Here is a 26,804-nt window from a genome sequence, read left to right on the forward strand (position 1 = left end):
GGCCGGGCGGCACATCTCTGTGGGTAGCCCCGCTGCCGGATGACCAGGACTGTGGCGGAATCCCCCCGTGGATGCCGAACCGTCGCACTGTGCTCTCCCTCGATCGTGCCGACCGATCGCACCGGCCGACCCCGACGCCCGGAGAAGAGCACACAGAGAAGAGCGCACAGCACCGATCGTCCGCCGTCGTGCGGCCGATCGCTGATGATCTCGTGCGGGTAACGGGTCAGCGTCCCGCTACTCGGGTTGTGACACTTCTTCCCCAAGAGCGCCACGTGAACCGTACGACACTGTGGGCACCTCCCGCACGACAGTCACAGATATTCGTCGGAAACGCCCTGGTCATTCATTACGGGACAGCGCCGCCCCCGCCCCGTCGGCGTCGCACTGGGCGGTCACTCCGGCAGGGGAATCGGCCGCGATCGGGTGAAGGCGCGGCATCCGGGAGATTTCAGCGCGAAGAACTGTCCCTTTCGGGAGAAACCTGTCCCGTTGCGGAACCCGCCTCCGGTTCGGCGTGCGCACGCCTGATCTTCGCGAGATACGTCAGGCCCCCGGCGGCCGCGACCAGGAGAATCAGCACGAGGGTCATCGCAGTCCACGGCGGGGAGGGTTCGAGTAGCGAGTCGACGAAGTTGGTTGTCGACTTCACCGCATCTCCCGTGTAGGTCCGGTCCTGCGCCGCTTCGAGCGTCACACGATCGAGCGCGTCGCTGAAGGTTCCCACCCAATTGGGGCTGAGCACGAGCACGGTGCCACCGTCCTCGGATCCGACGGCTGTGGCGAGGTCGCGCAGTTGCGAATCCATGTAGGGGTTGCTGTCGACCACGACGACACTGAGGTCGATGCCGTGGTCCTGGGCACGTTGTACCTGCTCGACAAGTTGAGAGGGATCGAGTTCCGAATCCGCGCTGTCGGGGACCGAGACCTGATCGTCGGCCAGGTCCGCGAGGATCGTCTCTAGAGCGACTCCCGGAGGGAGGTCCGTGGCCGCGGGCCCGGGTATACGAAGAAGTGGCGCAGACATCTCTCTCCGGTGGTCCTGGTCAGAAGCGGACGAACCGCACTCGCCGCAACAACCGGGTGCGGCGAGGACGCCGTCGGTGTCGCAGGTATGCCGCACTCGTACGGCACCCCCGCACATTACGCGATCGACCGGACCGGATCGGAAACCGCGCCTCGGGCCGAGAGCCCGCGTCGCGACCCTTTCGCACCCACCCCCGGTATGTAGGACAAGCGTACTGTTAGACTTGTGGCGAGATGCCGCGGCACCGGTCAACCCCGGGCATAGTCGTGAGCCTCGCTTGAGCCGTCGACACAGCCCCGTCGACGGCGAGCCGTGACGACGAGTGGAGCTGATGTGAGCACCAGTATTGATTCGTTCGGCGCCAAGGGGACGTTGCAGGTCGGAGAGAACTCGTACGAGATCTTCCGTCTGTCGTCGGTCCCCGGCACCGAGAAACTCCCCTATTCCCTCAAGGTCCTCGCCGAGAACCTGCTGCGCACCGAAGACGGCGCAAACATCACCGCCGACCATATCCGCGCGATCGCGGGCTGGGATCCGTCGGCCGATCCGAGCATCGAGATCCAGTTCACGCCCGCCCGCGTGATCATGCAGGACTTCACCGGCGTGCCCTGCATCGTCGACCTCGCGACGATGCGTGAGGCAGTCACCGCCCTCGGCGGCGACCCGAACAAGGTCAACCCGCTCTCCCCCGCCGATATGGTCATCGACCACTCGGTCATCCTTGATGTCTTCGGCCGCGCCGACGCTCTCGAGCGCAACGTCGACCTCGAGTACCAGCGCAACGGTGAGCGTTACCAGTTCCTGCGTTGGGGCCAGGGCGCGTTCGACGACTTCAAGGTCGTCCCCCCGGGCATGGGCATCGTCCACCAGGTCAACATCGAGTACCTGGCGCCCACCGTCATGACCCGTAACGGTCAGGCCTACCCCGACACCTGCGTCGGCACCGACTCGCACACCACCATGGTCAACGGCCTCGGCGTGCTCGGCTGGGGCGTCGGTGGCATCGAAGCCGAGGCCGCGATGCTCGGCCAGCCCGTCTCCATGTTGATCCCGCGCGTCGTCGGCTTCAAACTGACCGGCGAGATCAAGCCCGGTGTGACCGCCACCGACGTGGTGCTCACCGTCACCGACATGCTGCGCAAGCACGGTGTCGTCGGCAAGTTCGTCGAGTTCTACGGCAAGGGCGTCGCCGAGGTGCCCCTGGCGAACCGCGCGACGCTGGGCAACATGAGCCCCGAGTTCGGTTCCACCGCTGCGATCTTCCCGATCGACGGCGAGACCATCAACTACCTGCGCCTGACCGGCCGCAGCGACGAGCAGCTCGCGCTCGTCGAGGCGTACGCCAAGGAACAGGGCATGTGGCACGACGCCGACGCCGAGCCCAACTACTCCGAGTACCTCGAGCTGGATCTCGGCACCGTGGTGCCGTCGATCGCCGGCCCGAAGCGCCCGCAGGACCGAATCCTGCTGTCGGATTCGAAGAACGCGTTCCGCCGCGACATCCACACCTACGTGGAGGATCAGGCCCCGGCCGATCACAGCCAGCTGGACGAGGCCGTCGAGGAGTCCTTCCCCGCGTCCGATCCCGCCGCACTCACCTTCGCCGACGACCATGCAGGTGCTGTGGCGTCCGCCGCGAACGGCGCCGAGGGCCGCCCCTCCAAGCCGATTCGCGTGACCACCCCCGAGCAGGGCGAGTTCGTGCTCGACCACGGCGCTGTCGTAGTCGCGGGTATCACCTCGTGCACCAACACCTCGAACCCGTCGGTCATGCTGGGCGCTGCCCTCCTGGCCCGCAACGCGGTCGAGAAGGGTCTGTCCACCAAGCCGTGGGTCAAGACCAACATGGCGCCCGGCTCGCAGGTCGTGTCCGACTACTACGAGAAGGCCGGCCTCTGGCCGTACCTCGAGAAGCTCGGCTACTACCTCGGTGGGTACGGCTGCACCACGTGCATCGGCAACACCGGCCCCCTGCCGGAGAACATCTCTAAGGCGATCAACGACAACGACCTCTCGGTGACCGCGGTGCTCTCAGGCAACCGCAACTTCGAAGGTCGCATCTCGCCGGATGTCAAGATGAACTACCTGGCGTCCCCGCCGTTGGTCATCGCCTACGGTCTTGCAGGCACGATGGACTTCGACTTCGAGACCGACGCCCTCGGCCAGGACACCGACGGCAACGACGTGTTCCTCAAGGACATCTGGCCGTCCGCTCAGGAGATCGACGACACCATCAAGTCGGCGATCAACCAGGACATGTTCCGCAGCTCCTACGCCGATGTCTTCAAGGGCGACGAGCGCTGGCAGAACCTCGCCACTCCCGAAGGCGACACCTTCGCGTGGGACGAGAAGTCCACGTACGTCCGCAAGGCACCGTATTTCGACGGTATGACGATGGATCCGGCTCCGGTCACCGACATCAAGGGTGCCCGCGTACTCGCGTTGCTCGGCGACTCGGTCACCACCGACCACATCAGCCCGGCAGGCCCGATCAAGCCCGGCACCCCCGCCGCGCAGTACCTGGATGCCAACGGCGTCGAGCGCAAGGACTACAATTCGCTCGGCTCGCGTCGCGGCAACCACGAGGTGATGATCCGCGGCACGTTCGCGAACATCCGCCTGCAGAACCAGCTGCTCGACGGAGTGTCCGGCGGTTACACCCGGGACTTCACCCAGGACGGTGCGCCGCAGGCGTTCATCTACGATGCGTCGCAGAACTACCAGAAGGCGGGCATCCCGCTCGTCGTGCTCGGCGGCAAGGAATACGGATCCGGCTCGTCGCGTGACTGGGCAGCCAAGGGCACCAGCCTCCTCGGCGTCAAGGCCGTCATCACCGAGTCCTTCGAGCGCATCCACCGCTCGAACCTGATCGGCATGGGCGTCATCCCCCTGCAGTTCCCGGCCGGCGAGTCGTCGTCGTCGCTCGGACTCGACGGCACCGAGTCGTTCGACATCGAGGGCATCGAGGCGCTCAACGAGGGCACCACGCCGAGCACCGTGCATGTCACCGCCACCAAGGCCGACGGCAGCAAGGTCGAGTTCGACGCGGTCGTGCGTATCGACACCCCCGGTGAGGCGGACTACTACCGCAACGGCGGCATCCTGCAGTACGTGCTGCGGAACATGATCCGCAGCTGATCCGGCCCCGTGGCCACGCGGCCACTCCGGTACGGCAGCGGCGGGCCCGGGACGCAACTCGTCTCGGGCCCGCCGTGCCACCACCGACCACCTCGTTTCCGCCACGGCCCTGTTCCGGAAGGATGTAGGTAGTGCCCAAGGTCAGTGAGGATCACCTCGCCGCGCGGCGCAGCCAGATTCTCGACGGCGCACGACGCTGCTTCGCCGAATTCGGCTATGACGGAGCGACCGTCCGACGTCTCGAGATCGCCACCGGCCTCTCTCGCGGCGCGATCTTCCACCATTTCAAGGACAAGGACGGGCTGTTCCTCGCGCTTGCGCAGGAAGATGCCAAACGCATGGCGGATGTCGCCAGCAATGAGGGTCTCGTCCAGGTCATGCGTGACATGCTCTCGACGCCCGCGCAGTTCAACTGGCTCGGAACCCGGCTCGAAATCACGCGCAGACTCCGCACCGATCCCGACTTCGCGAAGGCGTGGACCCAACATTCGGCCGAGCTGACCGAGGCCACGGTCGGCCGCCTCGAGCGTCAGCGTGACGCCGGGAAACTCCGCGACGATGTGCCGACCGAAGTGCTCGTCGCGTATCTCGATCTGGTCCTCGACGGGCTGATCTCGCGGCTCGCGTCAGGTCATGCCGAGGATGAACTCGGTCAGGTGCTCGACCTCGTCGAAGAGTCGGTCCGCCGCCGCGACTGACCGTCGTCACCGCAGGTCGGTGACGGACGGTCTCAATTACCGCTGTTGCTCGCGGATGCGGCACGCCGACGATTCGGGCCACCGCGACCGCGCAACCGCACCCGCGATTCCACCAGCACGTTGTGCACGAAGCCGTATGATCGCCCGGTCTCCTGCGCCAGTGTCCGAATACTCGCGCCGGCCTCGTAGCGTCGCTTGAGCTCGGCCTGTAACCGGTCTCTGGACTCCCCGGTCACTCTGGCTCCCTTCGCGTACGAAGGCTGCCCAGTATCAGGATTTCGCGCCATCGAATCCTCCCGTCGCCTCGCCGAAGGTCCCAGCACCAGGCTAGTTCACGTAGGCAGCGCCCGGAGCGGATCGCGCAACGCCGACCGGATCGATGGTCGGGAACACCTGCCCCGACCCCGGTCGTCACGCCAGCTGAATCAGTTCCAGGTAATCCTGCGACCAGTGGTCCTCGGTGCCGTCCGGCAGCATGATCACGCGTTCGGGATTGAGCGCCTCGGCAGCTCCGGGGTCGTGCGTGACCAGCACCACGGCGCCCTCGTAACTCCGCAACGCGTCGAGCACCTGCTCGCGCGAGATCGGATCGAGGTTGTTGGTCGGCTCGTCGAGCAGCAGCACATTCGCTGCAGACGACACCAGACCGGCGAGTGCCAGACGGGTCTTCTCACCACCGGACAGTGTGCCTGCCGGCTGATCGAGCTGCGGACCGGTGAACATGAACGCGCCGAGGAGACCGCGCAGGTCCTGTTCACCGGCGTCGGGTGCCGCGTGTCGGATGTTCTCCCACACCGTCGCCGCGTCGTCGATCGTGTCGTGCTCCTGCGCGAAGTAACCCACCTTGAGCCCGTGACCTGGCTCGAGTTCTCCGAGATCGGGCGTCTCGACGCCCGCCAACAGACGCAGCAGCGTGGTCTTGCCGGCGCCGTTGAGTCCGAGGATCACGACGCGGCTGCCACGGTCGATGGCCAGATCGACGCCGGTGAAGATCTCGAGGGATCCGTAGACCTTCGTCAATTCCTTGGCCATGAGCGGTGTCTTGCCGCAGGCTGCGGGCGTAGGGAACCGGATCTTGGCGACCCGGTCTGCCACGCGCACGTCGTCGAGATCGTTCAGCAGTTTCTCGGCGCGCTTGGCCATGTTCTGAGCTGCGGTGGCCTTCGTCGCCTTGGCACCGAGCTTCGCTGCCTGTTTCTGCAGCGCCGACGCCTTCTTCTCCGCGTTGGCGCGTTCGCGGCGGCGGCGCGCCTCGTCGGTTGCGCGGGCGTCGAGGTACTTCTTCCACCCCATGTTGTAGATGTCGGCTTCGCCGCGCACAGCGTCGAGGAACCACACCTTGTTGACCACGTCGGCGAGGAGATCCACGTCGTGGCTGATGACCACGAGGCCGCCCTCGTGGTTCTGCAGAAAGCCGCGCAGCCAGGTGATCGAGTCTGCGTCGAGGTGGTTGGTGGGCTCGTCGAGTAGCAGGGTGGTGTCCGACTTGCCGCCGGAGCCGTCGGACGCGGCAAACAGGATCCGAGCCAGTTCGACGCGGCGGCGCTGACCACCGGACAGAGTGTGCAACGCCTGACCGAGAACTCGGTCGGGTAGACCGAGGCTGTGACAGATCCGGGAGGCCTCGGACTCGGCGACGTACCCGCCGAGTGTCGAGAACCGCTCCTCGAGCGAACCGTATTTGCGCACGGCACGGTCGCGGACCTTGTCGTCCGCAGCTTCGGCCATCAGCGCCTGCTGCTTCTCCATGCTGCGGAGAAGCTCGTCGAGTCCGCGCGCGGAGAGCACTCTGTCCTTGGCGAGGACGTCGAGATTTCCTTCTTTCGGATCCTGGGGAAGATAGCCGAGATCACCCGAGCGGATCACGGTGCCCGCGTACGGTTCGCCCTCCCCCGCGAGGATGCGCAGCGTGGTGGTTTTCCCAGCGCCGTTGCGTCCTACCAGCCCGATCCGGTCACCCGCCTGGATACGCAGCGCTGATCCTGGTGAGGAGAGCAGCGTCCGCGCGCCGGCGCGGACTTCCAGGTCGGTGGCGGTGATCACGCGTAGAGCTCCTCGATGGCTGAGACTGTGTGTAGAACACGATGCCGGACATACGGCACACGAACCAGTCATTTTACTGCGCCACGCACCGTTTCACGAGGTGAGATGCACTACGTCGGCGCGGATGCGGAATAGTGTGGCGATCATGATCAGGGTGAGAACCGTACGGCCTCGACAGTGACGGCGGATGTGCTGGTCGCAGGCCTGGGGCCGTCCGGGCGTGCGTTGGCCGCACGTTGCGCGGAGGCCGGTCTGTCGGTGCGGGCCGTCGATCCGTCACCACACCGGCCGTGGACCGCGACCTACGGCGCCTGGGCGGACGAGTTGCCGTCGTGGCTACCCGATGATGTTCTCGCGACGCGGATCGAGTCCCCGGGAGTGTGGACCACGCACCCTCGCGTCCTCGACCGACCGTATGTCGTGCTCGACACCGCTGCGCTGCAGCAGTCGCTGTCGCTCGAGTCGGTGGCGGTGACGCAGGCCAGCGTCCGCTCGGTCGGTCCCGGTGAGGTGGTCCTCGACGATGGGAAGCGACTGCGCGCCGCACATGTCTTCGATGCACGCGGGCTACCGGCACCGCCTGCGTGCGCTCAGCAGACAGCCTTCGGCGTGGTGACCGACGCGCGTGTTGCGGCGCCGGCTCTCGAGGGCCACTCGGCGTGGTTCATGGACTGGCGGCAGGACAACGGCACCAGCGATGCGGACACTCCGTCGTTTCTGTACGCAGTGCCGTTGGGCGACGAACAGGTTCTGCTCGAGGAGACCTGTCTGGTGGGAAGACCCGCGCTCCCCCTCGCCGAGTTACAGCGCAGACTCACGACACGACTGGCCGCACGAGACGTCGAGGTTGCTGCCACCGCCGCAGTGGAGCGGGTTCGGTTCTCGGTCGAAGGCGGAGCGCGACGGCACGCCGGCACGCTCGGTTTCGGTGCCTGTGGCGGACTGATGCACCCGGCGACGGGTTACGCGGTGGCCGCCGCGCTCACTGCCGCGGATCCAGTGGCGTCGGCGATCCGGTCGGGCGCGGATCCTTACCGGTCCCTGTGGCCGAGATCAGCGCGTACTGTCGCTGCTCTGCGGACGCTCGGGTTGCGGGTGCTGCTCGGTCTGCACCCGGCTGAGGTCCCCGAGTTCTTCGCCGCGTTCTTCGACCTGCCGCCCGATCGGCAACGCGCCTATCTCTCGGGGCGAACCGACGTTCTGGGAACCCTCGACGGCATGCGCCGACTGTTCGCAGCGGTCCCGTGGGGTGTTCGGGGATCGATCATGCGTGCAATCCTCTGAAGCGCAGCGCCACGAGGTCGAGGTCGATCATGATGGAGCCATGCGTTCGATCTGGAAGGGTGCAATCGCGTTCGGGCTCGTGAACGTGCCCGTGAAGGTGTACTCGGCCACCGAAAGTCACGACATCCGGTTTCATCAGGTCCATGCGGCCGACGGCGGCCGGATCAGGTACCAGCGTGTGTGCAGCGAATGCGGTGAGATCGTCCCCTTCCAGGACATCGACAAGGCCTACGAATCCGATGACGGTGTGCGCGTCGTGCTCACCGATGACGACTTCGAGAAGTTGCCTGCCGCCGAGAAGCACGAAATTCCGGTCCTGCAGTTCGTCCCCATCGAGCAGATCGATCCGATCCTGTTCGAGAAGACGTATTATCTCGAACCCGATTCGGCGTCCCCCAAGGCCTATGCGCTGCTCGCGGCGACACTCGAACGCAGCGATCGCACCGCACTCGTGCATTTCACGCTGCGGCAACGCACCCGACTCGCGGCGCTGCGCACCACCGACGGGGTACTTGTCCTGCAGGCGCTGTTGTGGCCGGACGAGGTACGTGCCGCCGAGTTCGGTGCGCTCGACGATGTCGCGGCGCCGACCGACAAGGAACTCGCGATGGCCGAGACACTCGTCGAGTCGATGTCCGAGGACTTCGATCCCGCCGAGTTCACCGACGAATACCAGCTGGAATTGCGTGCGCTGCTCGACGACGCGATCGAGCGCGGAGGCGAGAAGGTCTTCCAGGTCGCCGAAGCGTCGACCGAGGGTGAGGATGCCGAGGTCCTCGACCTGGTGGCCGCGCTGCAACGCAGCGTCAAGGCTGCGGGTGGGAAGCAGGACTCCGACGATCAGGACAGCGGTACGAATAAGGCTGCGACGAAGAAGGCTGCGACGAAGTCGACCGGACGGAACGCATCGGCGAAGAAGACTGCCGCGAAGAAGACTGCCCCCAAGAAAGCAGCACCGAAGAAAGCAGCACCGAAGAAGAGCGCTGCGCGCAAGCGCGCCTAGAACGGGAAACGATCCGTGGTCGGTGCCGGTCAGCCTTCGTGAGCTTCGATCGAGTCGCCGAGGCGGCCGAGAAGCTCACCGAGTAGACGGATGTCCGTGCTGTCCCAGTCCGACAATCGGGTGCGCCACTGCTCGGTCTGAACCGACTCGAGCTCGCTGAGGCGTTCGCGGCACAGCGGGGTCAGTGCCAGGAGACGAGCACGCGCATCGTGCGGGTCGGGTGTCCGCTCGACCAGACCCAAGCGGACCGTGCTGTCGATCCTGCGAGTGAGAGTGGATTTCTCGATGCCCAGGTCCGCATGAAGATCGGCCATCGCCACAGCCTCGGCGCGGCGCAACATCATCAGCATCGGATAACAGACCGGATCGAGTTTGGGATGCACCGCCGCCGCACGCTCGCGAATCAGACCGCGGACGCGACGCCACAGGGTCACCAGGCCCTGCTCGAGCTCGACCACCGGATCGGTGCCGGGGCCCGAATCAGCGACGGCCGTCGGCACCGAGGCCGACGGCGCATCCGCCGATTCGGAGGTGTCGGTAGTCGTCACACCGTGAAACCGAGCGCGCGCAGCTGCTCACGCCCATCATCGGTGATCTTGTCGGGTCCCCACGGCGGCATCCAGACCCAGTTGATGCGCAATTCGTTGCACAGTCCACTACGCACCAGGGCACCGCGAGCCTGATCTTCGATCACATCGGTGAGCGGGCAGGCGGCGGATGTCAGTGTCATGTCGACAGTGACGGCCTCGTCGGATTCGGAAATTCCGTAGACGAGCCCGAGGTCGACGACGTTGATGCCGAGTTCGGGGTCGACCACGTCGCGCATCGCTTCTTCCAGCTCATCGAGGCGCACGGGGTCCAGCGGCGGTGCGGTGTCGGCCACCAGTGCCGCAGCGTCGTCGGTGATCTGTTCGGTGTCTCCGACACTGGTGTCGGGGGCGGGTTCGGTCATCGGTTCGGTCCTCCGCTCGATACGGTTTCGTCGTCGCTCGTACTGGCGGCGATCTGCACGACAGCATCCTTGAACGCCATCCACCCCAGCAGCGCGCACTTGACCCGCGCGGGGTATTTCGACACTCCGGCGAAGGCGATACCGTCGCCCAGCACGTCCTCGTCGCCGTCGATGGTGCCGCGGCTGCCGACCATCTCGGCGAAGCTCGCGACGGTGGCCATCGCATCCTCCACCGGCATGCCGATCACCTGGTCGGTGAGCACCGACGTCGAGGCCTGACTGATCGAACAGCCCTGCCCGTCGTAGGACACGTCGGCGACGACACCCTCCTCGACGTGCACGCGCAGGGTCACCTCGTCACCGCAGGTGGGATTGACGTGGTGCACTTCGGCGCCGTACGGCTCGCGCAACCCCCGGTGATGGGGGTGCTTGTAGTGGTCCAGGATCACTTCCTGGTACATCTGTTCCATTCGCATCAGCCACGCACCCCGAAGAAGTCCTGTGCACGGCGGATCGCGGCGCCGAGCGCCGCGACCTCGTCGAGCGTGTTGTACACCGCGAACGATGCGCGCGCGGTTGCTGCGACGCCGAATCGACGGTGCAGCGGCCACGCACAGTGGTGTCCCACACGAATTTCCACGCCCTCGTCGTCGAGGATCTGGCCCAGATCGTGCGCGTGGATACCGTCGACGACGAACGACACTGCGCCGCCGCGTTGTTCCGATGTGCTCGGGCCGATGATACGTACCCCGTCGATATCACCGAGTTCGGTGAGGGCAGCAGTGGTCAGTTCGTGTTCGTGCGCTGCGACCGCGTCCATACCGATGTCCTGTAGATACCGCACGGCGGCACCGAGACCGACGGCCTGCGACGACATCGGCGAGCCGGCTTCGAATCGTTGCGGCGGAGCAGCAAACGACGTCGCGTCCATGGTCACGGTTTCGATCATCGATCCGCCCGTGATGAACGGCGGCACCTCCGCGAGGAGAGCACGGCGTCCGTAGAGGACGCCGACGCCGGACGGTCCCAACATCTTGTGACCGGAGAATGCGGCGAAATCGACTCCGAGTGCCCGGAAATCGACCGCCATGTGCGGAACGGACTGGCATGCATCGAGCACCACCAGCGCGCCGACGGCTTTCGCGCGACGGACGATTTCTTCGACCGGGGCGATCGCCCCGGTGACATTGGACTGATGGGTGAACGCCACGACCTTGACCGCGTCGGTGAGCTCGAGCGAATCGAGGTCGATGCGGCCGTCATCGGTGATGCCGTACCAGCGGAGGGTTGCGCCCGTGCGCTGGGCCAACTCTTGCCACGGCACCAGGTTGGCGTGGTGCTCGAGTTCGGTGATGACGATCTCGTCGCCGGGGCCGAGCCGGTGCGCGAAGCGGGCATCGGCGAATGCGTAGGCGACGAGGTTGAGCGACTCGGTGGCGTTCTTGGTGAACACCACCTCGTCGGGATCGACCCCGACGAACGAAGCGATGACGGCGCGTGCACCTTCGTATGCGTCGGTCGCTTCCTCGGACAACGCGTGCGCACCGCGATGGACCGCGGCATTACACGTGGAGAGGAAGTCGCGTTCGGCATCGAGCACCTGCACGGGACGCTGCGAGGTCGCCCCCGAATCAAGGTAGACGAGCGGCTTGTCGTCGCGCACCGTGCGCGCGAGGATCGGGAAGTCCTCCCGTATCCGGGTGACGTCGAATGTCCGCACCGGCACCGTCATACGGTCACGCTCCCTGAGTGTCTGCCGTCGCAGCAGCGGCGGTGAAGCGCTCGTAGCCGTTCGCTTCGAGCTCATCGGCGAGCTCGGGGCCGCCGGACTCGACGATGCGGCCACCGACGAACACGTGCACGTGTTCGGGCTTGATGTAACGCAGGATGCGTGTGTAGTGGGTGATCAGCAGAACGCCGCCGTGCTCACGCTCGCGGTACTGGTTGACCCCCTCGGACACGACGCGCAGCGCATCGACGTCGAGGCCCGAATCGGTCTCGTCGAGAATCGCGATCTGCGGCTTGAGCAGCCCGAGCTGGAGGATCTCGTGGCGCTTCTTCTCGCCGCCGGAGAATCCTTCGTTGACGCTGCGCTCACCGAAGGCCGGGTCGATGTCCAGCTCGTTCATCGCCTCTTTGACTTCCTTGACCCAGTGGCGGAGCTTAGGAGCTTCACCGCGGGTGGCGGTGGCGGCAGTGCGCAGGAAGTTCGACATCGAGACGCCCGGCACCTCGACGGGGTACTGCATCGCGAGGAACAGCCCGGCACGTGCCCGCTCGTCCACACTCATCTCGAGGACATCCTCACCGTTGAGGGTGATCGAACCCGAGGTGACCTCGTACTTGGGGTGTCCGGCGATTGCGTACGACAGTGTGGACTTGCCGGAGCCGTTCGGGCCCATGATCGCGTGGGTCTCACCGGAGCGAACCGTGAGGTTCACACCTTTGAGGATGTCGATCGGCTCGGCATTCGCGTCGGTCTGCGCGACGCGGGCGTGCAGGTCTTTGATCTCGAGGACGTTCTGGGGGCTGGACATCGGTTTACTGATTCCTTCGAAAGTCAATGGGAGTAACAGCAGAGGGGCGTGTCAGACGCCGACCGCAGCGAGTTCGGCCTCGACCGCGGCTTCGAGTCGCTCACGAACCTCGGGGACGGTGATCTTCTCGAGGAGTTCGTGGAAGAAGCCGCGCACGACGAGCCGCCGGGCCTGATCCTCCGGAATGCCGCGGGCACGCAGGTAGAAAAGCTGCTCGTCGTCGAAACGGCCGGTGGCGGAGGCGTGGCCGGCCCCGACGATCTCACCGGTCTCGATCTCGAGGTTCGGTACCGAGTCCGCGCGCGCACCGTCGGTGAGCACGAGGTTGCGGTTGAGCTCGAAGGTATCGGTGCCCTCGGCCTCTGCGCGGATCAACACGTCGCCGATCCACACGGTGTGGGCGTCGGGTTTACCCGAATCGGGGTCGCCCTGGAGCGCACCCTTGTAGACCACATTCGACTTGCAGTGCGGCTGCGAGTGATCGACGAGAAGACGCTGTTCGAGGTGCTGTCCCGCGTCGGCGAAATACAGACCGAGAAGCTCGGCGTCGCCGCCGGGGCCGTCGTACTTGGCGGTGGCGGACAGACGCACCAGGTCGCCGCCGAGCCCGACGGTGAAGTGCCGTAGCACGGCGTCGCGCCCGAGTCGGGCGTGGTGTGCCGCGACGTGCACGGCGTCGTCCGCCCAGTCCTGGATCGCAACGACCCGCAGCTGTGCGCTGTCCCCGAGGACGAACTCGACGTTCTCCGCGTAGGTGCCGCTGCCCTTCTGGTCGAGCACAACGGTGACCTGCGCGAACGCGTCGAGCCGGATCTGGAGGTGCCCGAAGGCCACGTGTCCTTCGCCGGGGCCGGTCACCGTGATCGTGACGGGTTCGGCCACCTCGACCTCGCGACCGATAGTGACGACGGTCGCCGTCTCGAACGACGAGTACGCTTGCGCGGCGACCCGGTCGAACGGCACCCCACCCTGGCCGAGTCGACTGTCATCGCGACCCACCGTTTCGACCTGCACATTTTCGACGTCGCTGATCTCGATGGTCGCGGTGCTGTCGGCGACAGCGGTGCTGTCGTGCAGCCCGCGCAGTCGGCGCAGCGGGGTGAACCGCCACGCCTCGTCACGGCCGCCGGGGATCTCGAACGCGTTCACGTCGAACGACGTGAACACCTCTCCCTTATTGGTGGCAGGCACCGCCTGCGTGCCGACCGCCGATGCGTGGTTCTCGCCACGGACGGCGTCCTGGACGCCTTGTCCCCCGCCGGTCGTAATGTTCTTCGCTTCCGCAGTCATTTAGCCGACTGCCCCTTCCATCTGCAGTTCGATGAGCCGGTTGAGCTCGAGTGCATATTCCATCGGCAGTTCCTTGGCGATGGGCTCGACGAAGCCACGCACGATCATCGCCATCGCCTCGTCCTCGTTCAGTCCGCGGCTCATCAGGTAGAACAGCTGATCGTCGCTGACCTTGGAGACGGTGGCTTCATGCCCCATCGTCACGTCGTCCTCGCGAATGTCGACGTAAGGGTAGGTGTCGGAACGGCTGATCTGGTCGACGAGCAGCGCGTCGCACTTGACGGTCGACTTCGAGCCGTAGGCGCCCTTGTTGACCTGGACGAGGCCGCGGTACGACGCACGGCCACCGGCACGCGCGACAGACTTCGACACGATCGTCGAGGAGGTGTGCGGCGCCAGGTGGAGCATCTTCGCGCCGGTGTCCTGGTGCTGGCCCTCGCCGGCGAACGCGACCGAGAGCACCTCGCCGCGGGCGTGCTCGCCCATCATCCACACGGCGGGGTACTTCATCGTCACCTTGGAACCGATGTTGCCGTCGATCCACTCCATCGAGCCACCCGCCTCGACCTTGGTGCGCTTGGTCACCAGGTTGTAGACGTTGTTCGACCAGTTCTGGATCGTCGTGTAGCGGCAGTGGCCACCCTTCTTGACGATGATCTCGACGACCGCGGAGTGCAGCGAGTCGGACTTGTAGATCGGTGCCGTGCACCCCTCGACGTAGTGCACGGACGCATTCTCGTCGACGATGATCAGCGTGCGCTCGAACTGGCCCATGTTCTCGGTGTTGATCCGGAAGTAGGCCTGCAGCGGGATGTCGACGTGGACACCCGGCGGGACATAGATGAACGAGCCACCCGACCACACCGCGGTGTTGAGTGCGGAGAACTTGTTGTCGCCGGCCGGGATCACCGTGCCGAAGTACTCGCGGAACAGCTCGGGGTGCTCGCGCAGACCCGAGTCGGTGTCGAGGAAGATCACGCCCTGCGACTCGAGGTCCTCACGGATCTGGTGGTAGACCACCTCGGACTCGTACTGAGCGGCGACACCCGAGACGAGACGCTGCTTCTCCGCTTCCGGGATACCCAGCTTGTCGTAGGTGTTCTTGATGTCGTCGGGCAGGTCGTCCCAGCTCGCGGCCTGCTTCTCCGTGGAACGCACGAAGTACTTGATGTTGTCGAAGTCGATCCCGTCGAGTTTCGAACCCCACACCGGCATCGGCTTCTTGTCGAAGGTCCGCAGCGCCTTGAGACGGATGTCGAGCATCCACTCGGGCTCGCTCTTCTTCGAGGAGATGTCGCGCACGACGTCCTCGGACAGGCCGCGCTGCGCCACCGCGCCGGCAGCGTCGGAGTCCGACCAGCCGTATTCGTAGTGGCCGAGAGACTCGATGGTCTCTTCCTGCGTCAGCGGTGTACCGGCGCCGGATGTCTGGTCCGATGTGACGGTCATGCGGGCTCCTTCCGGAGTGGGGTGGTTGTCGGCGCGGGCTGTACCGACGGACGAACTTCGGGATGTCTGGTGTTTCTGATCTCTTGCGGTTTGCTGCGGGTCACGGACTCGGCGACTCCTTGGTGGGGAGCACCGGCACGTGGGTGGTGCAGAATGCGTCGCCGTTGGCGATTGTCGCGAGACGCTGCACGTGACTGCCGAGCAACTCCACGAATGCGTCCTGTTCCGCCTCGCAGAGTTCGGGGAACTCCTCGGCGACATGGGAGACCGGGCAATGGTGCTGGCAGATCTGCACGCCGGCCCCGACGCGGCGTGTCGATGCCGCGAATCCCGCAGCACTGAAGGCCGCGGCGATCTCGTCGGCCACCGTGTCGATCTCGTCGTCCGATTCGACCGGTTCGATACCGCCCACGATGGATTGGACCCGGCGGCGCGCGAAGTCTTCGATCGCGGCAGAGCCGCCGAGCTCACGCAGGTGGCGCATCGCCGCGCCGGCGAGATCGTCGTACGAATGCCCGAGACGGGCACGACCGAGGGAAGTGAGCTGGAATCGCCTGGCGGGGCGCCCTCTACCCCGCGCCTTCGCGCGCGGCGGCACCACCGACTGGGCTTCACCGGACTCGATGAGTGCATCGAGGTGGCGGCGCACACCTGCTGCGCTCAGACCGAGTCGCTCTCCGATGTCGGTTGCGGTGACCGGTCCGTTCTCGACCAGTAGTTTCACGACCGCAGCACGGGTCTGTCCTTCGTGGTGCTCGCGTCCGGCCGATGGACGCACAGAACCCGCGGCAGGTGCTCGACCTGCGCGTTCTGTCTGTTCCACGAACTCTGACGGGCTTTTCACAACACCAGTGTGACGGAATTCAAGGCCCGGGTCCACCAAGGGTGCCCTTCCTCACCGCGGGAATAGTGGGAACAGAGGGCGCGGCGGACGCTTCGGGGCACCTCCCCGGCGCCCGTTACGCTTCCTTGGTGCCGCCGACTTCACCCGAAACCGATTCCCCCTCGGATCCGCGCTCCGACGGAACCGGTATCGGCACCCGCGCGCTCACGCTCATCCGACGCGTCTTCGGCGTCGACGGCCGGGGCGCAGGCCACGACGTGGCCACGGTCCTGCACGGCGACGAAACCGACGGCCGCGGACTCGACACCACCGAGACCGTCCAACTGCACCGCATCCGGCTGTTCGGTGCGACCGGCGCCGTCCTGATGGCCATCGGCGCGCTCGGTGCCGGTGCCCAGCCCGTCCTGCAGAATCCCGTGCAGGGCGTCCGCGCACTCGGGCTCGCCGCGCGGATGCCCAGTGCCGCGCTGACCCTGACCATGACGGGGACCGTCCTCGTCGTCCTCGCGTGGCTCCTGCTCGGGCGTTTCGCGATCGGACGCCGCGACCCCGACGGGCAACCGCGTCGCCTGACCCGGTCGCAACTCGACCGCACGCTGCTGCTGTGGATCCTCCCGCTGGTCGTGGCACCCCCCATGTTCAGCAAGGACGTGTACTCCTACCTCGCGCAGAGTGAGATCGCCGCACGCGGCATGGACCCGTACGGCATCGGGCCTGCCGGGGCGCTCGGTGTCGATCACGTCCTGACCCGAACGGTGCCGAACATCTGGCGTGACACTTCCGCACCGTACGGACCCGCCTTCATCTGGCTCGGTGAGAAGATCGCTTTCCTCACCGGTGAGAACATCGTCGCGGGCATCTTCGTGCACCGGCTGTTCGCACTGCTCGGCGTCGCCCTGATCGTGTGGGCGCTGCCGCGTCTGGCGCGACGGTGCGGGGTGGCCCCGGTGAGCGCTCTGTGGCTCGGCGCCGCGAATCCGCTGTTGCTGTTCCATCTGGTGGCGGGCATCCACAACGAAGCATTGATGCTCGGGCTCATGCTCGCGGGTGTCGAACTGGCACTGCGCGGGGTCTACAGCGACACCGCCCGCACCTCACGGTGGCAGGCCGCTGCATGGCTCGTGACCGGCACGTCCGTGATCTCGTTGTCGTCGATGATCAAGGTGCCCACGCTGCTCGCGCTCGGCTTCGTCGGCATGGCCCTGGCGCGGAAGTGGGGCGGGTCGGTGCGAGCGGTACTCGCGGCAGCCGCGGTGCTCGGTGTCGTCGCGCTCACGGTGATCGCGTTGATCAGTTGGGGCAGCGGCCTCGGGTTGGGCTGGACACACACGTTGGGAACTGCCACCGAGGTCCGCAGCTGGATGTCGATCCCCACGCTGCTCGGTGTCGGCACCGGCCTGGCCGGAGTCCTGCTCGGTCTGGGCGACCACACGACGGCGGTGTTGTCCATCACACGACCGCTCGCCGCACTCGTCGCGGCGTTCGTCACTGTGCGGATGCTGCTGGCAGTGCTGACGGGGCGACTGCATCCTGTCGGCGCTCTGGGTGTCTCGCTCGGTGCGATCGTGCTGCTGTTCCCGGTGGTTCAACCCTGGTACCTGCTGTGGGCGGTAATTCCGTTGGCTGCGTGGGCGACCCGACCCGTCTTCCGCATCCCGACGATCGTGTTCTCCTCGGTGGTCAGCGTGATCCTGATGCCCAACGGTGGCGAGTACCAACCGTTCATCATCGTGCAGGCTGCCATCGCCACGATCGTGGTCGCAGGTCTCCTGATCGTCGCGACCCGAACCCTGCTGCCGTGGCGCGGTGAAGATCACGCACCGGCGCGCCCCACCGAGACCGCCGACGCCTACGCTGGAAACCCGTGACCTCGAAATCTGCCGCAGGTGCGGCTCCCGCTGTGCGCCTGGACGGCGTCGTCAAGAAATTCGGGGGTGTGACCGCGGTCGACGGACTCGACCTGACCGTCGAACCCGCTCAGGTCCTCGCTCTACTCGGCCCCAACGGCGCCGGTAAGACCACCACGGTGGAAATGTGCGAGGGATTTGTCACCCCCGAAGAGGGCACTGTCCGTGTTCTCGGACTCGACCCGATCACCCAGTCCGACCTCCTACGGCCACGGATCGGGGTCATGCTGCAGGGCGGCGGCGCCTATCCGGGTTCCAAGGCCGGGGAGATGCTCGATCTGGTGGCCGCCTACTCCGCCGATCCACTCGACCCGGATTGGCTCCTGCAGCGCCTCGGCCTCGAGGATTCCCGCCGCACCCCGTACCGACGGCTCTCCGGTGGGCAGCAGCAGCGCCTCGCGTTGGCCTGCGCGCTCGTCGGCCGCCCGGAACTGGTGTTCCTCGACGAACCCACGGCCGGATTGGACGCTCAGGCCAGGCTGCTGGTGTGGGAACTGATCGACGCGCTACGCCACGATGGCGTCAGCGTGTTGCTCACCACTCACTTGATGAACGAAGCGGAAGAACTCGCCGACGAGATCGTCATCATCGATCACGGCAAGGTCGTCGCTTCGGGAACTCCCGAAGAGGTCACCCGGATCGGGGCGGAAGGCCAACTGTGGCTGTCGGCGCCACCCGATCTCGACGTCACCCCGTTGCGGACCGCACTGGCGGAGCACCGGGTGCGCGAAGCACTGCCCGGACGTTATCTCGTCGAAGGCGATATCGATCCGTCCGTGGTCGCCGCGGCAGCCACGTGGTGCGCCGAGCAAGGCGCGCTGGCCACGGAGATCCGCGTCGACCAGCGCAGCCTCGAGGACGTGTTCCTCGAACTCACAGGACGGGAACTGAGAGGTTGAGTGTGACATCCCGCGACCGCCCGGCCAACAATCGCTTCGCCCCCGGCACCTTCACACCGGGTCCACGACCGAATGCGCCCGCCAAGATGCTCGTGGCACAGTCCCGGATGGAACTGACCCTGCTGCTGCGCAACGGCGAGCAACTCCTGCTGACGATGTTCATCCCGATCACGTTGCTGATCGGACTCACCCTCCTGCCGATCGGAGATCTCGGCGACGCCCGCGTCGACCGGGTCCTGCCCGCGGTGATGATGGTGGCGGTGATGTCCACCGCGTTCACCGGCCAGGCAATCGCCGTCGGATTCGACCGCAGGTACGGTGCACTGAAAAGGATCGGTGCGACCGCGCTCCCGAAATGGGGCATCATCGCAGGTAAGAGCACTGCGGTCGGCATCGTAGTGGTGATGCAATCAATTCTTCTCGGCGCCATCGGACTCGCGCTGGGCTGGCGCCCGAGTCCGACAGGGTTGGTTATCGGAGCGGTGGTCATCGCGCTGGGAACGGTGATGTTCGCGACGCTCGGACTGCTCCTCGGCGGCACGCTGCGCGCGGAGATCGTGCTGGCGCTCGCGAACATCGTGTGGTTCGTGCTGCTCGGCATCGGCAGCGTCGTACTACTCGACGACGTGATCCCCGAAGCCCTCGTGCACGTCGTGCGTCTGGTTCCGTCGGGTGCATTGACCCTCTCGCTCGACTCCGCGATCGCAGGGGCCGTGGACTGGCTGTCGATCGTCGTGATGGCCGTGTGGGCCCTGATCGGCGGCGTGGCCGCGAGCCGATGGTTCCGCTTCACCTGACCTTGCCCGAACCACCCAACTACAAGCCGTAGTGGACGGAGTCGTACCATCGTGTCCGTGTTGTATCGCGGCTATCTGAGCCTTGTCGACCGTCTCCCTCTACCGTCCCTGCGGACCCAGCGGGCAATCGCCTTCCTGTCGATCGTGGTGCAGGGCGGTATCGCGGTGACCGGTTCGGTGGTGCGCGTGACCGCATCGGGTCTCGGATGCCCCACATGGCCGCAATGTTTCCCCGGGTCCCTGGTTCCGGTCGGCGTATCCAGCAGCGTGAACACGCTCCACCAGATCGTCGAGTTCGGAAACCGCCTGCTCACCTTCGTCGTGGTGCTCGTCGCGGCCGCGATTGTGCTTGCGGTGACACGCGCGCGCCGTCGCCGCGAGGTCATCGCCTGGGCATGGCTGATGCCCGCAGGCACCGTGCTGCAGGCCATCATCGGTGGCATCACCGTCCTGACGGGCCTGCTGTGGTGGACCGTCGCGATCCACCTGCTGGTGTCGATGGGGATGGTCTGGCTCGCCACCGTGCTCTTCGCGAAGGTCGGCGAACCCGACGACGGTGTGGTGGTGCAGGTTCTCCCGCAGCCACTGCGGTGGTTGACCGCGCTGTCCGGTATTGCGCTCGCCGGGGTCCTGATCGCCGGGACGATGGTCACCGGCGCTGGCCCGCACGCCGGAGACAAGAGCATCGACCGGCCCGTGCCGCGACTGGATATCGACATCACCACACTCGTGCACCTGCACGCCGAACTGCTCGTCGCGTATCTGGCGTTGCTCGTCGGCCTCACCTTCGCCGTGTATGCGGTGGAGACCACGAACGCTGTCAAACTTCGCCTCAAGGTCGTGCTGGCCCTGGTCGTCGCGCAATCCTGCATCGGCCTCGTGCAGTTCTGGACAGATGTCCCGGCGGTGCTCGTGGTGTTCCACGTCGCAGGTGCCGGACTGTGCACCGCCGCTACCGCCGCGGTCTGGGCCGCAGGTCGGATCCGCACCCAGTCGCCGCACCGCGAGCCGGTCACGGTCTGAACCTCCCTGCAGATACCGTTTCGGCCGCCCGAGCTGAGCTCGGGCGGCCGAAATGGCGTTCTGAGGGTTCCGTTCAGCGTTCGTTACGTGCCTTCGGAAAACGCGTCTGATTCGCGACCCATCCTGCCATCTTCTTCCAGTGCCCCCGGGCCGGATCTGCGATGCTCGTGACCTCACGCTCCCATCCGGAGACGGTGACGTTGGGCAGTGCCGCGACGACCGCGTGGGCGGTCGGCAGGTCGGCGACCATACGATCACCGAGCACACCGTCCTCGGCGACGACGGTGATCCGCACGCCCGCGTACCCGACGGGCTGAATGACCGCCTTGGCGGTTTCGCCGTGCTCAGCGACGAAGCTGCGGAGAGACGAGACGATATCGGCCGGTGCCTGCGTGGTCTGGGTTTCGACGCTCATGTCTGCAGAATACTGTGGCCGTATGCGCGCAATCCAAGTGGCACAGCACGGCGGTCCGGAAGTACTCGTCCCGGCCGAACTCCCCGACCCCGAACCCGGCCCCGGCGATCTACTCGTCCGGACCGAGGCGATCGGCGTCAATTTCATCGACACCTATTTTCGGACCGGGATGTACGGCACGGATCTACCGCACATCCCGGGTTCGGAAGGTACCGGCACGGTGGTGGCCGTCGGCGCCGATGTCGACGACGTCAGCGTCGGACAGCGTGTGGCGTGGTGCGCGGCACCGGGTTCGTACGCCGAACTGGTCCGCGTCCCGGCTGCCGTGGCTGTGTCCGTCCCGGACACGGTTCCCGCCGAGCAGGCCGCCTCGGTGCTGCTGCAGGGAATGACCGCGCACTACCTGATCGAATCGACCTATCCGGCGCAGCCCGGCGACACCGTCCTCGTGCATGCGGGAGCCGGCGGCGTCGGACTGCTCCTGACACAGCTCGCGGTCGCCAAGGGCGTCCGCGTGATCACCACGGTCTCGACCGACGAGAAAGAGACACTGTCGCGGCAGGCGGGTGCCGCCGAAGTCCTGCGGTACGGCGAGGACCTCGCCGAGCAGGTCCGGGCACGCACCGGAGGCGACGGAGTCGCCGCCGTATACGACGGGGTCGGTGCCGCGACCTTCGAGGCGTCGCTGGCGTCGCTGCGCATCCGCGGCACGCTGGCACTGTTCGGAGCCGCCAGCGGCGCAGTGCCCCCGTTCGATCTCCAGCGACTCAACCCGGCCGGATCATTGTTCGTCACCCGTCCGACGCTGGCACACCATACGCTGACCCGCGAGGAACTGCTGTGGCGTTCCGGCGACGTGTTTGCGGCGATCGCAGCGGGGACGCTCGCCATCCGGGTCGGCGCGACGTATCCCCTCGCCGACGCCGCCCGGGCCCACACCGACCTCGAGTCACGGCGCACCACCGGTTCGATCGTGCTGATCCCCTGACACGACGACACACGCGATCACCCTGGTTTCCCGAAGTGGAAACCAGGGTGATCGCGGAAATACGGGTCAGAAGTACGACGCGATGGTGGGCAGGTCCAGGACCGAGTCCACCGCGAGACCGAGGCACACGACAGCCAGGTAGTTGTTGGACTGCAGGAACAGTTTGAGCGGCTTGACCGATGCGCCACCCCGAACGCTGTTGTACAGCTGGTGCGCGACATACAGGAACCACGCCCCCGCCAGCACCGTCACCACTGCGTAGATGAGGCCGGCCGCGGGCACGATGACCAGTGTCGCGAGGACCGTCGCCCACGTGTAGAACAGGATCTGCTTGGTCACGTGCTGCTCGGTGGCGATCACCGGAAGCATCGGCACCCCGGCGGCCTCGTAATCCTCTTTGTAGCGCATCGCGAGCGCCCAGGTGTGCGGTGGAGTCCAGAAGAAGATCACCAGGAACAGTACGATCGGTTCCCAGCTCAGGGACCCGGTGACCGCGGCCCAGCCGACCATGACCGGCATGCATCCAGCGGCCCCGCCCCACACGACGTTCTGCCACGTGCGGCGCTTGAGCACCATCGTGTAGACGAGCACGTAGAACGCGATGGTCGCCACGACCAACAGGCCGGCGAGAAGGTTCGCGCGCCACCACAACCACAGGAACGACGCGAGCCCCAGCACGACACCGAACACGAAGGCATTGCGGGTCGGAACGGCCTGGCGCGCAAGAGGCCGCAGCGCCGTGCGCTTCATCACCTTGTCGATGTCGGCATCCACCACGCAGTTGAGCGCGTTCGCGCTCGCGGCACCCATCCACCCGCCGAAGAGGGTGCTCAGGATCAGGACGATGTCGACGCTGCCACGGTCTGCGAACAGCATCGCGGGGATCGTCGCGACAAGCAGCAACTCGATCACACGCGGCTTGGTCAACGCGATATAGGCGAGCACCGTTCCCGAGAAACGACCCCACGCGGTATCCGGTCGTGGCGTGGCGGGAACCTCCGGGGCGCCCAAGCCGTGACCTCCTGGTCGCCGCCCTGCTCGCACACTGTCTCCTTGCACCACGCGAATACGCACCTTCGCTCGCCCGCTCACGGTCGCCCGGTCGTTCGGACGCGCCACTACTACGGACGATGGTAGACCGCAGCCATCTGCGCACCGAATCGACCCGCTCACCACCGGGCATTAGTCTGGAGGAGCGCGTGGGGCTTTGACACCCGCCGGCACCCCGTACACCCATGTCAGGAGACTTCTGCTCGTGTCGATCACAGACGAGATCCGCACCCTCACCCAGGCGGCCCATCCCGCCGACTGGACCGACCTGGACACCAAGGCCGTCGACACCGCGCGGATTCTCGCCGCAGACGCCGTCCAGAAGGTCGGAAATGGGCACCCGGGCACCGCAATGAGCCTCGCTCCGCTGGCCTACACGCTCTACCAGCGGGTTCTGCGACACGACCCGACCGATCCGAAGTGGGTCGGTCGTGATCGCTTCGTGCTCTCGTGCGGACATTCGAGCCTGACGCTGTACGTGCAGCTGTACCTGTCCGGTTACGGACTCGAACTCGCCGACCTCGAGTCACTGCGCACGTGGGGTTCACTCACGCCCGGCCACCCCGAGCACGGCCACACCGCGGGTGTCGAGATGACCACTGGGCCGCTGGGGCAGGGCCTGGCCTCCGCCGTAGGCATGGCGATGGCCGCCCGCCGCGAGCGTGGTCTGTTCGACCCCGAGGCCGCGCCGGGCGCGAGCCCGTTCGACCACTACATCTACGTCGTCGCCTCCGACGGCGACATCGAAGAGGGCGTCACCTCCGAGGCATCCTCGCTCGCCGGCGTGCAGGAACTCGGCAACCTGATCGTCTTCTACGACGACAACAAGATCTCCATCGAGCACGACACCGCGATCGCCCTCGGCGAGGACGTCTCCCAGCGCTACGAGGCATACGGCTGGCACGTACAGACCGTCGAGGGCGGCGAGAACGTCTCCGCGCTGCTCGAGGCCGTCGAGAACGCCAAGGCCGTCACCGACCGGCCGTCGTTCATCTCGGTGCGCACCATCATCGGTTACCCCGCCCCGACGAAGATGAACAGCGGCGACGCGCACGGCGCCGCGCTCGGCGCCGACGAGGTCGCCGCGGTCAAGACCGCCCTCGGATTCGACCCCGAGAAGAACTTCGATGTCGCCGCCGAGGTGATCGAACACACCCGCCGTGTAGTCGATCGCGGCACCAAGGCCCGCGAGGCCTGGCAGGCCGACTTCGATGCGTGGGCCGAGCGTGAACCGCAGCGCAAGGAACTGTTCGACCGCCTGCACGAGGGCAGCTTCCCGCACGGGTGGGTCGACGCACTCCCCACCTACGAGCCGACCGAGAAGGGACCGGCCACGCGAGCCGCCTCCGGTAAGGCACTCGCAGCCCTCGGGCCGATCCTGCCCGAGCTGTGGGGTGGGTCCGCCGATCTCGCGGGCAGCAACAACACCACGATCGCCGGGTCCGAGTCCTTCGGTCCCACATCCATCTCGACGAAGGACTGGACTGCGCAGCCGTACGGCCGCACCCTGCACTTCGGCATCCGTGAGCACGCGATGGGGGCGATCCTCAACGGCATCGCGCTGCACGGTCCCACCCGTCCGTACGGCGGTACGTTCCTCGTGTTCTCCGACTACATGCGCCCCGCAGTGCGTCTCGCTGCGCTGATGCAGACCCCGGCGATCTACGTGTGGACACACGATTCGATCGGTCTCGGTGAGGACGGCCCGACTCACCAGCCGATCGAGCACCTCACCGCGCTGCGCGCCATCCCGAATCTGGCAGTGATCCGGCCCGCGGATGCCAACGAGACCTCGTTTGCGTGGAAGTCGGCGCTGGAGAACCGCACCGGCCCCACCGCGCTCGCCCTGACCCGTCAGAACGTTCCCGTGCTCGAGGGGACACGCGAGAAGGCGGCAGAGGGCGTCGCCCGCGGGGCCTACGTGCTCGCCGAGGCGTCGAACGGCACCCCCGAGGTCGTGCTGCTCGCGACCGGCTCCGAGGTCGAGCTCGCGGTCGCAGCCCGCGACACGCTCGAAGCCGACGGCGTCCCGACGCGTGTCGTGTCGGTGCCGGTGCTCGAGTGGTTCCTCGAGCAGGATCAGGCGTACCGCGATGAAGTACTCCCCCCGTCGGTCAAGGCCCGTGTTTCGGTGGAAGCCGGCCTGGCGATGTCCTGGTATCGACTGCTGGGGGATGCGGGTGAAGCCGTCTCACTCGAGCACTACGGCGCCTCGGCCGACTACAAGACTCTGTACCGCGAGTTCGGCATCACCGCCGAGGCCGTCGTCGACGCTGCCCGCCGCTCGCTCACCCGTGTGAAGGGATGACCCCGATGACCCAGCAGGTTTCCACTCAGAACGAGAAGTTGGCGCAGCTGTCCGCCGAAGGCGTGTCGGTCTGGCTCGACGACCTGTCGCGTGAGCGCATCGAATCCGGCAACCTCGCCGAACTCGTCGCCACCCGCAGTGTCGTAGGCGTCACCACGAATCCGTCGATCTTCCAGGCGGCGTTGTCGAAGGGCCACGCGTACGACTCGCAGATTCGCGACCTCGCCGCGGCCGGCGCCGATGTCGACGCCACGATCCTCGCCGCCACCACCGACGACGTGCGGGCGGCATGCGACGTGCTCGCCCCGGTCTTCGACGCCTCCGGAGGGCTCGACGGACGCGTGTCCATCGAGGTCGATCCCCGCCTGGCGCACAAGACCGAGGAGACAGTCGAGCAGGCACTCGAGCTGTGGAAGATCGTCGACCGCCCCAACCTGTTCATCAAGATCCCGGCAACGGTCGCGGGACTGCCCGCCATCGCCCGGGTGATCGGTGAAGGCATCAGCGTGAACGTGACACTGATCTTCTCGGTCGACCGGTACGAACGAGTGATCGACGCGTATCTCGACGGTCTCACCGCCGCCAAGGCCGCCGGCCACGACCTGTCGCAGATCCGGTCGGTGGCATCGTTCTTCGTCTCCCGCGTCGATACCGAGATCGATCCGCGGCTCGACGAGATCGGCACCGACGCCGCACTCGCGCTGCGAGGCAAGGCGGGGGTCGCCAACGCCCGCCTCGCCTACGCTGCGTACCGGGCGGCGTTCGAAACCGGCGCGCGGTTCCCGTCACTCGAAGCCGCTGGTGCCCACCCGCAGCGGGCCCTGTGGGCCTCGACGGGCGTGAAGAACCCCGACTACCCCGACACCCTGTATGTCACCGATCTGGTGGCGCCGAACACGGTCAACACCATGCCGGAGAAGACCCTCGAGGCCGTGGCCGACCACGGGGAGATCACCGGCGACACCGTCACCGGCAACATCGCGGCCGCCCAGCAGGTCTTCGATGCGCTCACCAAGATCGGTGTCGACCTGCCGGATGTCTTCCGGAAACTCGAGGACGAAGGCGTCGAGAAGTTCGAGGTCTCGTGGAACGAGTTGCTGGCGGCCACCTCCGAGCAGTTGGCTGCCCACGCTCCGGGCACGGAGGGCTGAG

24 protein-coding genes are annotated in these 26,804 nt (G+C 66.4%); 11 read left to right on the forward strand and 13 right to left on the reverse strand.

Annotated elements, in window-relative coordinates:
• Positions 1-451 precede the first annotated feature (451 nt).
• On the reverse strand, positions 452-1,027 hold the full coding sequence (locus MWU77_RS20480) for a DUF6676 family protein (RefSeq protein WP_240960034.1): 576 nt from the start codon (positions 1,025-1,027) through the stop codon (positions 452-454).
• 333 nt (positions 1,028-1,360) lie between these two features.
• Here MWU77_RS20480 and acnA point away from each other — a divergent pair, with 333 nt between their 5' ends.
• Both acnA and MWU77_RS20490 read left to right on the forward strand, forming a co-directional pair.
• Positions 1,361-4,165, forward strand: a complete 2,805-nt coding sequence (gene acnA / locus MWU77_RS20485; protein WP_169690541.1) for an aconitate hydratase AcnA — start codon at positions 1,361-1,363, stop codon at positions 4,163-4,165.
• Between the two features lie 131 nt (positions 4,166-4,296).
• Positions 4,297-4,863: a TetR/AcrR family transcriptional regulator gene (locus MWU77_RS20490; RefSeq protein WP_169690542.1), complete on the forward strand. Its 567-nt coding sequence runs from the start codon at positions 4,297-4,299 to the stop codon at positions 4,861-4,863.
• Positions 4,864-4,895: 32 nt separating this feature from the next.
• Here the strand turns inward: MWU77_RS20490 and MWU77_RS20495 are convergent, their stop codons facing one another.
• Together MWU77_RS20495 and MWU77_RS20500 are read right to left on the reverse strand one after the other, a co-directional pair.
• Positions 4,896-5,150, reverse strand: a complete 255-nt coding sequence (locus MWU77_RS20495; RefSeq protein ID WP_169690543.1) for a helix-turn-helix domain-containing protein — start codon at positions 5,148-5,150, stop codon at positions 4,896-4,898.
• 124 nt (positions 5,151-5,274) lie between these two features.
• Complete coding sequence (locus tag MWU77_RS20500) at positions 5,275-6,906, reverse strand: ABC-F family ATP-binding cassette domain-containing protein (RefSeq protein WP_247274641.1); 1,632 nt, start codon at positions 6,904-6,906, stop codon at positions 5,275-5,277.
• A gap of 177 nt (positions 6,907-7,083) precedes the next feature.
• On the opposite strand from MWU77_RS20500, the gene MWU77_RS20505 reads away from it, so the two are divergent.
• The gene (locus MWU77_RS20505; RefSeq protein WP_169690545.1) at positions 7,084-8,190 is read left to right on the forward strand and encodes a lycopene cyclase family protein; all 1,107 of its coding nucleotides are present in this window, start codon (positions 7,084-7,086) and stop codon (positions 8,188-8,190) included.
• 40 nt (positions 8,191-8,230) lie between these two features.
• On the forward strand, positions 8,231-9,193 hold the full coding sequence (locus MWU77_RS20510) for a Ku protein (protein WP_247274642.1): 963 nt from the start codon (positions 8,231-8,233) through the stop codon (positions 9,191-9,193).
• A gap of 29 nt (positions 9,194-9,222) precedes the next feature.
• On the opposite strand, the gene MWU77_RS20515 is transcribed toward MWU77_RS20510, so the two are convergent.
• The 8 genes from MWU77_RS20515 to MWU77_RS20550 all read right to left on the reverse strand — a co-directional run bounded on the left by MWU77_RS20515 (position 9,223) and on the right by MWU77_RS20550 (position 16,265).
• Positions 9,223-9,741 carry a MarR family winged helix-turn-helix transcriptional regulator gene (locus MWU77_RS20515; protein WP_374229935.1) on the reverse strand — a complete coding sequence of 173 codons (519 nt, stop codon included), beginning with the start codon at positions 9,739-9,741 and terminating at the stop codon, positions 9,223-9,225.
• Positions 9,738-10,145 carry a metal-sulfur cluster assembly factor gene (locus tag MWU77_RS20520; protein WP_247274643.1) on the reverse strand — a complete coding sequence of 136 codons (408 nt, stop codon included), beginning with the start codon at positions 10,143-10,145 and terminating at the stop codon, positions 9,738-9,740. The genes MWU77_RS20515 and MWU77_RS20520 overlap by 4 nt, the downstream gene beginning before the upstream one ends.
• Positions 10,142-10,621, reverse strand: coding sequence for a Fe-S cluster assembly sulfur transfer protein SufU (gene sufU / locus MWU77_RS20525; protein ID WP_169690548.1), 480 nt, complete (start codon positions 10,619-10,621; stop codon positions 10,142-10,144). Before sufU ends, MWU77_RS20520 begins: the two co-directional genes overlap by 4 nt.
• Positions 10,621-11,877: a cysteine desulfurase gene (locus MWU77_RS20530; protein ID WP_169690549.1), complete on the reverse strand. Its 1,257-nt coding sequence runs from the start codon at positions 11,875-11,877 to the stop codon at positions 10,621-10,623. The genes sufU and MWU77_RS20530 overlap by 1 nt, the downstream gene beginning before the upstream one ends.
• A 4-nt stretch (positions 11,878-11,881) precedes the next feature.
• Positions 11,882-12,682: a Fe-S cluster assembly ATPase SufC gene (gene sufC / locus MWU77_RS20535; RefSeq protein ID WP_169690550.1), complete on the reverse strand. Its 801-nt coding sequence runs from the start codon at positions 12,680-12,682 to the stop codon at positions 11,882-11,884.
• A gap of 51 nt (positions 12,683-12,733) precedes the next feature.
• Positions 12,734-13,972 (reverse strand): Fe-S cluster assembly protein SufD, encoded by a 1,239-nt coding sequence (gene sufD, locus MWU77_RS20540; protein ID WP_169690551.1) that lies wholly within the window; start codon positions 13,970-13,972, stop codon positions 12,734-12,736.
• Positions 13,973-15,421 (reverse strand): Fe-S cluster assembly protein SufB, encoded by a 1,449-nt coding sequence (sufB, locus tag MWU77_RS20545; RefSeq protein WP_169690552.1) that lies wholly within the window; start codon positions 15,419-15,421, stop codon positions 13,973-13,975.
• A gap of 100 nt (positions 15,422-15,521) precedes the next feature.
• Entirely contained in the window at positions 15,522-16,265 is a 744-nt protein-coding gene (locus tag MWU77_RS20550) for a helix-turn-helix transcriptional regulator (protein ID WP_374229936.1), read from the reverse strand.
• Positions 16,266-16,393: 128 nt separating this feature from the next.
• Between MWU77_RS20550 and mptB the strand changes: the two genes are divergently transcribed.
• From mptB to MWU77_RS20570, 4 genes are read left to right on the forward strand one after another with little or no spacing between them, the layout of a single operon-like run.
• On the forward strand, positions 16,394-18,133 hold the full coding sequence (mptB, locus tag MWU77_RS20555; RefSeq protein ID WP_169690554.1) for a polyprenol phosphomannose-dependent alpha 1,6 mannosyltransferase MptB: 1,740 nt from the start codon (positions 16,394-16,396) through the stop codon (positions 18,131-18,133).
• Positions 18,130-19,071: an ABC transporter ATP-binding protein gene (locus tag MWU77_RS20560; protein WP_169690555.1), complete on the forward strand. Its 942-nt coding sequence runs from the start codon at positions 18,130-18,132 to the stop codon at positions 19,069-19,071. The genes mptB and MWU77_RS20560 overlap by 4 nt, the downstream gene beginning before the upstream one ends.
• Positions 19,068-19,868, forward strand: a complete 801-nt coding sequence (locus tag MWU77_RS20565) for an ABC transporter permease (RefSeq protein WP_169690556.1) — start codon at positions 19,068-19,070, stop codon at positions 19,866-19,868. Before MWU77_RS20560 ends, MWU77_RS20565 begins: the two co-directional genes overlap by 4 nt.
• A gap of 57 nt (positions 19,869-19,925) precedes the next feature.
• Positions 19,926-20,891 carry a COX15/CtaA family protein gene (locus MWU77_RS20570; protein WP_169690627.1) on the forward strand — a complete coding sequence of 322 codons (966 nt, stop codon included), beginning with the start codon at positions 19,926-19,928 and terminating at the stop codon, positions 20,889-20,891.
• A 73-nt stretch (positions 20,892-20,964) separates the two neighbouring features.
• Here the strand turns inward: MWU77_RS20570 and MWU77_RS20575 are convergent, their stop codons facing one another.
• On the reverse strand, positions 20,965-21,306 hold the full coding sequence (locus MWU77_RS20575; protein WP_169690557.1) for a hypothetical protein: 342 nt from the start codon (positions 21,304-21,306) through the stop codon (positions 20,965-20,967).
• Between the two features lie 22 nt (positions 21,307-21,328).
• Here MWU77_RS20575 and MWU77_RS20580 point away from each other — a divergent pair, with 22 nt between their 5' ends.
• Positions 21,329-22,294 carry a quinone oxidoreductase gene (locus MWU77_RS20580; RefSeq protein WP_247274645.1) on the forward strand — a complete coding sequence of 322 codons (966 nt, stop codon included), beginning with the start codon at positions 21,329-21,331 and terminating at the stop codon, positions 22,292-22,294.
• A 66-nt stretch (positions 22,295-22,360) separates the two neighbouring features.
• On the opposite strand, the gene MWU77_RS20585 is transcribed toward MWU77_RS20580, so the two are convergent.
• Positions 22,361-23,338, reverse strand: a complete 978-nt coding sequence (locus MWU77_RS20585; protein ID WP_247274646.1) for a heme o synthase — start codon at positions 23,336-23,338, stop codon at positions 22,361-22,363.
• A 211-nt stretch (positions 23,339-23,549) separates the two neighbouring features.
• Here MWU77_RS20585 and tkt point away from each other — a divergent pair, with 211 nt between their 5' ends.
• Positions 23,550-25,652 (forward strand): transketolase, encoded by a 2,103-nt coding sequence (gene tkt / locus MWU77_RS20590; protein WP_247274647.1) that lies wholly within the window; start codon positions 23,550-23,552, stop codon positions 25,650-25,652.
• A gap of 5 nt (positions 25,653-25,657) precedes the next feature.
• The gene (gene tal / locus MWU77_RS20595) at positions 25,658-26,803 is read left to right on the forward strand and encodes a transaldolase (protein WP_169690561.1); all 1,146 of its coding nucleotides are present in this window, start codon (positions 25,658-25,660) and stop codon (positions 26,801-26,803) included.
• The last annotated feature ends 1 nt before the right edge of the window (position 26,804 follow it).

The sequence above is a fragment of the Rhodococcus sp. F64268 genome (genome assembly GCF_023015605.1).
In the GTDB taxonomy this organism is placed as follows: domain Bacteria; phylum Actinomycetota; class Actinomycetes; order Mycobacteriales; family Mycobacteriaceae; genus Rhodococcus.

Excerpts from the sequence above, each read along its gene's own strand:
- MWU77_RS20495 (WP_169690543.1), bottom strand. The coding sequence starts at position 5,150 with ATGGCGCGAAATCCTGATACTGGGCAGCCTTCGTACGCGAAGGGAGCC.
- sufC (WP_169690550.1), bottom strand. The coding sequence starts at position 12,682 with ATGTCCAGCCCCCAGAACGTCCTCGAGATCAAAGACCTGCACGCCCGC.
- sufU (WP_169690548.1), bottom strand. The coding sequence starts at position 10,621 with ATGCGAATGGAACAGATGTACCAGGAAGTGATCCTGGACCACTACAAG.
- MWU77_RS20510 (WP_247274642.1), top strand. The coding sequence starts at position 8,231 with ATGCGTTCGATCTGGAAGGGTGCAATCGCGTTCGGGCTCGTGAACGTG.
- MWU77_RS20575 (WP_169690557.1), bottom strand. The coding sequence starts at position 21,306 with ATGAGCGTCGAAACCCAGACCACGCAGGCACCGGCCGATATCGTCTCG.
- MWU77_RS20580 (WP_247274645.1), top strand. The coding sequence starts at position 21,329 with ATGCGCGCAATCCAAGTGGCACAGCACGGCGGTCCGGAAGTACTCGTC.
- sufB (WP_169690552.1), bottom strand. The coding sequence starts at position 15,421 with ATGACCGTCACATCGGACCAGACATCCGGCGCCGGTACACCGCTGACG.
- MWU77_RS20520 (WP_247274643.1), bottom strand. The coding sequence starts at position 10,145 with ATGACCGAACCCGCCCCCGACACCAGTGTCGGAGACACCGAACAGATC.
- MWU77_RS20480 (WP_240960034.1), bottom strand. The coding sequence starts at position 1,027 with ATGTCTGCGCCACTTCTTCGTATACCCGGGCCCGCGGCCACGGACCTC.
- MWU77_RS20530 (WP_169690549.1), bottom strand. The coding sequence starts at position 11,877 with ATGACGGTGCCGGTGCGGACATTCGACGTCACCCGGATACGGGAGGAC.
- sufD (WP_169690551.1), bottom strand. The coding sequence starts at position 13,972 with ATGACTGCGGAAGCGAAGAACATTACGACCGGCGGGGGACAAGGCGTC.
- tal (WP_169690561.1), top strand. The coding sequence starts at position 25,658 with ATGACCCAGCAGGTTTCCACTCAGAACGAGAAGTTGGCGCAGCTGTCC.